The 4,472-nt window shown below is 68.9% G+C and carries 4 protein-coding genes; 1 reads left to right on the top strand and 3 read right to left on the bottom strand.

The features are described from left to right. Positions 1–838: SulP family inorganic anion transporter (locus tag BM093_RS34225; RefSeq protein WP_143105707.1), on the bottom strand; the 838-nt coding region annotated here is incomplete at its 3' end. A gap of 681 nt (positions 839–1,519) precedes the next feature. On the opposite strand from BM093_RS34225, the gene BM093_RS34220 reads away from it, so the two are divergent. After that, positions 1,520–2,494 carry an ADP-ribosylglycohydrolase family protein gene (locus tag BM093_RS34220; RefSeq protein ID WP_085915769.1) on the top strand — a complete coding sequence of 325 codons (975 nt, stop codon included), beginning with the start codon at positions 1,520–1,522 and terminating at the stop codon, positions 2,492–2,494. 89 nt (positions 2,495–2,583) lie between these two features. Here the strand turns inward: BM093_RS34220 and BM093_RS38540 are convergent, their stop codons facing one another. Continuing rightward, the gene (locus tag BM093_RS38540; protein WP_085915770.1) at positions 2,584–2,982 is read right to left on the bottom strand and encodes a DUF6262 family protein; all 399 of its coding nucleotides are present in this window, start codon (positions 2,980–2,982) and stop codon (positions 2,584–2,586) included. After that, complete coding sequence (locus BM093_RS34210) at positions 2,969–4,228, bottom strand: tyrosine-type recombinase/integrase (protein ID WP_143105706.1); 1,260 nt, start codon at positions 4,226–4,228, stop codon at positions 2,969–2,971. Before BM093_RS34210 ends, BM093_RS38540 begins: the two co-directional genes overlap by 14 nt. Positions 4,229–4,472 lie beyond the last annotated feature (244 nt).

Genomic DNA, 4,472 nt, shown 5'->3' with positions numbered 1-4,472 from the left:
CCATGCCGCCGAAGAACCCGGTGACGACGTTGGCGACGCCCTGGCCCCACGACTCGCGGGTCTTGTCGGAGTGGGTATCGGTGATCCCGTCGACGAGCTTGGCGGTCATCAGCGACTCGATGAGGCCCACGAGCGCGATCGCGAGCGCGGACGGGGCGATGATCAACAGCGTCTCGACGGTGAACGGCACCAGGGGTATGCCGAGCACGGGCAGGGTGTCGGGCAGCTCGCCCTGATCCCCCACGGTCGGGACCGTCACCGCGGCGAACACGGTGAAGCAGGTCAGCAGCACGATCGCGACCAGCGGCGCCGGAACGGCCTTCGTCAGCCGCGGCAGGCCGACCATCACGGCGAGCCCGACCGCGGTGAGGGCATAGACCGGCCACGGGACGTCGATCAGGTGCGGCAGCTGAGAGGTGAAGATCAGGATCGCCAGCGCGTTGACGAAACCGACCATGACGCTGCGCGGCAGGAACCGCATCAGCCGGGCGAAACCGGTCACCGCGAGCAGCACCTGGAGCACCCCGCCCAGGACGACGGCCGCGAGCAGGTACTCCACGCCGTACTCACGCGAGAGCGGGGCGACCACCAGTGCGATGGCACCGGTTGCTGCGGTGATCATTGCCGGCCGGCCGCCGCAGAAGGCGATCACGACCGCCATCGTGAACGACGCATAGAGCCCGACCTTCGGGTCGACCCCGGCGATGATCGAGAAGGCGATCGCCTCGGGGATCAGCGCCAGCGCGACCACGAGGCCGGCGAGCGCCTCGGTGCGCAGCGCGCGCGGACCGGGGATGCGGATCTCGGACAGGAACCGGGGAAAGGCAGGACGCGACATCGCCACTTTCTGTGGGGAGCGAAGGGGAGCGGCCACGACGCTGGGGCCACGAGATCAGGCAAGACTCTACTGTCACGTGACAGGAGAGTCATGGCCGGTGTGACCATGCCGACTCCCTCGCTCTCCGGCGCGCCGGCCATAGCTGAAGAGCCACGTGACTCCAGCACTGCCCCGACCTGACCGTTTTCTGCAGCGAGGTTGAGCCCGATCGCCGCCGCGTCGGCGCGTGGTCGCACCAGGCGGGCGAACGGCTGCTACGGGTACACGCTCCTCGTACGGCCAGCGCGGACGATGCCGATAACTCTCACGTCCGGATAAGGTTGGCTGTGCCAGTCCCCCGGCGATGCCGCCCCGGGCCCCGGAGCCGTCTCGCCGGACGCCTCGCCACGACACCGCCCAACGAAGGAGACGGATTGTGGACCACGCGCCTTCCGCGGCGTCCCGGACCCGAACGGGTCTCGGCCCGGATGATCTGCTGATCTTCGCCGAACCGTCGGTGCCGGGTGCGAGGTGCGCGCAGCCATCGATCGACTCGATCGTCCACTACGCCCCAGTTTCTCGCCGAGCCCTGCTTACCGCACGAGCGACCGCCGGCCCGGCCGCAGCGTTGCCGATCGCCGAGCGGCGCGCTCTTAGGTCGTAGCCGTCTGTTCACCATCGCCCCTCCCGCAGAGGAGCTCCATGACGAATGACGAGTTCCAGGCTCGAGTCGAACGGTTCTGGCAGGACAAGGCCCGCGGACTGTTGCTGGGCCAGGCATGCGCCGACGGCCTGGCCGTCTCGTTCGGACGCGCAGTCGCTCGCGCACCGGTCAACTTCGACGACCACATCGCCGGTGACCAACCTCTCCGCCACACCGCAGCGACCGAACTCGCCCTCGGCGTCGCGGAATGCCTGAGCAACCATCAGACCATCCGCCACGTCGACGGCGCGCTCCTCCAGACCTACCTGGCTCACACCTGGTGGGCCGACAAGCAGCGCTGCGGCTACGGGCTCGACGACACGCGACTGTTCACGGCAGTCCTGGATAAGCGCGACCGCCCTGAGGCCGCCGTACCACGCGAGGGAGCCCATCCAGCAGTCCCCGTCGCACCGCTCGCGCTCACCACTCTGAGCGGGCCGGATCTACTGTCGGCAGCGCGCATGTGCGCGGGGCAGCTGACCCAGGACCCCCTCGCCCATGCCGCCGCAGCGATGTTCGCTTCAGCTGTGGCGACCAGCCTCGCCGGTGGCCCAGCCCACACCGCTCCCCGGCTGCTGGTGAGCCGTTTGCGCGGCGCATCCGGTCCGCACGGAGTTCCTGCAGTCACGACGCTGCAGCAACTCGCCGCCGAGAATCCGAGCCCCTCGGAAGCAGGGCGAGAGCTGCTCGCCGAGACGCTGGGGGCCACGGGCCCAGTGGCCGCAGCGGTGTATGCGTTCCTGCGCCACCCCGACCACCCCCGCGAGGCCATCCGCTACGCCGTGCACCTCCACGGCTCGACTCCGACCATCGCAGCGATGACCGGAGCGCTCGCCGGTGCTCGGCACGGCGTGCGAGCACTACCCACGAACTGGCGAAAGCGCCTCGCGCGAGCAGACAGCATCGAGGCGCTCGCCGATCGCCTCGCCCAGCGGCACAGCGGTCTGCAGTCCACCCTGGTCCGCCAGCGCTGAAGTGGCCCGCATCCCAGCTTGCAGCTCCGTCTGCATCGATGAACCGTGTCCAGCCCGTTACTCCAACGAGACGGTCGACTGGCCGCGGCTCATCTCGGATCTTCTGGGTTGGCGATACGGAGGCGGCGGATCTCACCATGTGCAGCCTCGAGACGATGGGTGAGGTCGCGAACCTCGGCTCGGAGCTGGGTATTGCGGTGCGTGAGTGCCTCGACCCGGGTCTGAAGCGAGTCGATAGTGGCCGGCTGCGGCCCAGTTCGGACCGGGGAGGGACACCGTTGCTGCAGATGCCCGATGGCCGTAACGAGGTCGGTCTGGGTGTAGAGCCAGGAACGGGAGACCCCGGCAGTGCGGGCGATCTCCACCATGGTCGGGCGGGTGCCGGCGCGCGCGACCGCGGCGATGGCCTGTTCGGCCCGATCGCGAGCTTCGGCGGCGCGCCTACGGGAGGCCTCGACGAGGTAGCGGGTGTTGTTAGCCGGCGGCATTGTTCTCCCGTCGTCCCCCGACCACGATCTCGCTGTCAGTGGCGTGTTCGAGGACGGTGATGAGCTTGTCGAGCTTCGCGGTCGTGCGGCGGTTCTTCTCCGCGACCCGTGCCAGGCCGGCCTGCTCGGCGTCGGCGATCTGCTGTCGGGAGTCGTCACGCTGGCGGCGATGCTGGGCGAGGAACTCCGGGGTGGTGATGAAGAACCGACAGTCCAGACACGGATTGGCGTACTCGCAGTCGGTCTGTACCGGGGCGCCGCAATAGCCGTTCGGGAGGGTGACCTTGGCTCTGACCAGACTCAGCCGCATCCAATCGGCGTCCGCGAGCGGGTGCTCGGGGGCGACTGTGACCGGGTCGCCCTCGGCGTTGACCTTCATCGCCGTCTCCCAGTGCCGTCGGCGGGTCGCGTTGGTCAGGCGCGCGTAGCGGGCCGTCATCGCCGGGGACATGTGGTCGAGCAGGTCTTGAACCACCGACTGCGGGACATCCCGGTTGATCAACCGGGTCGCCACGGTATGGCGGAACTGGTGCGCGGTGACGTGCGCTGGGGCGCCGTGCTCGTCGACCAGCTCGATCGCGCGCAGCCAGGCGTCGAGGTGACGGCGCCAGGTGGAGGCGTGCAGCGGCTTGTTGCCGTCCAGATTGGTCTGATAGCGGGTGAACAGGTAGCGGCAGCCCTGCGGCCACCGCTGCTGCTGCGCGCGCTGCTGAACGGTGATGTGGTCGGCGAGCTCGGTACTGATCGGGAAGAACGCGACCCTTCCGTGGATCTTGTGGTTGATCCAGGCCAGGTAGGGGGCGTCGTGGTGGTCGCGGACCACACAGTCCAGCGGGAGCTTGCAGGCATCGCCCAGCCGCAGCCCGCACTGGATGAGGATCATCAACAGGAGCCGACCGTCGTCGGTGGGGAACCGTGCCAGGTTCACGGGATCCTCGAGCTGACGCATCAGGTGCTCGGACAACGCCCGCGGCCGCGGGGGCGGGAGCCGGGGCATATCGCCCTCGTAGACGGCGGCGCTGTGTGGAATCTGGGGGCACCAGTCGTGGCGGGCGACGTCACGCAGGAACACCCCGATCTGGTTGATCCGCTTGGCGCGGCTGGTCGGGTTCGAGAGGGCGATCGCCAACGCCGCGAACCAGGACTCCAACACGATGCGCGTCAGGTGCTCCGGACCGGCTCCTGCCCCCGCGGTGCGGCACAGATGCTCTCCCAGCAACGTGCAGGCCCGCAGAGTAGTCGCCACGCTCTGGCCTGTGTTACCGCGCGAGAGCCGCCAGCGGGCCCACTGTTTGGCGAGTTCACGCAGCCAGCCGGGTTCGATTCGGGAGAAGTCGAGGCGCCGCTGGGAGCCGGCGAGGTCGAGCGCGCGCAGGTCCCAGACTGCGCGCGGGTTGAGCTTCCCCCGCTTCGCCGGAGTCTTCGAAGACTGGTCCCATGGTTAGGGACTGGGAAGGAAGGCTCTGTTGGCAGCACCGAGGAAGTACCCC

Origin of the sequence: Pseudonocardia ammonioxydans, from assembly GCF_900115005.1 — a bacterium.
GTDB lineage: Bacteria > Actinomycetota > Actinomycetes > Mycobacteriales > Pseudonocardiaceae > Pseudonocardia > Pseudonocardia ammonioxydans.
The sequence above is the reverse complement of the archived record's forward strand: the minus strand, read 5'-3'. Positions and strand labels throughout refer to the sequence as shown.

What these genes read in the sequence shown, in the direction of transcription:
- BM093_RS34220 (WP_085915769.1), top strand. Translation starts at nt 1,520, where the DNA reads ATGACGAATGACGAGTTCCAGGCTCGAGTCGAACGGTTCTGGCAGGAC.
- BM093_RS38540 (WP_085915770.1), bottom strand. Translation starts at nt 2,982, where the DNA reads ATGCCGCCGGCTAACAACACCCGCTACCTCGTCGAGGCCTCCCGTAGG.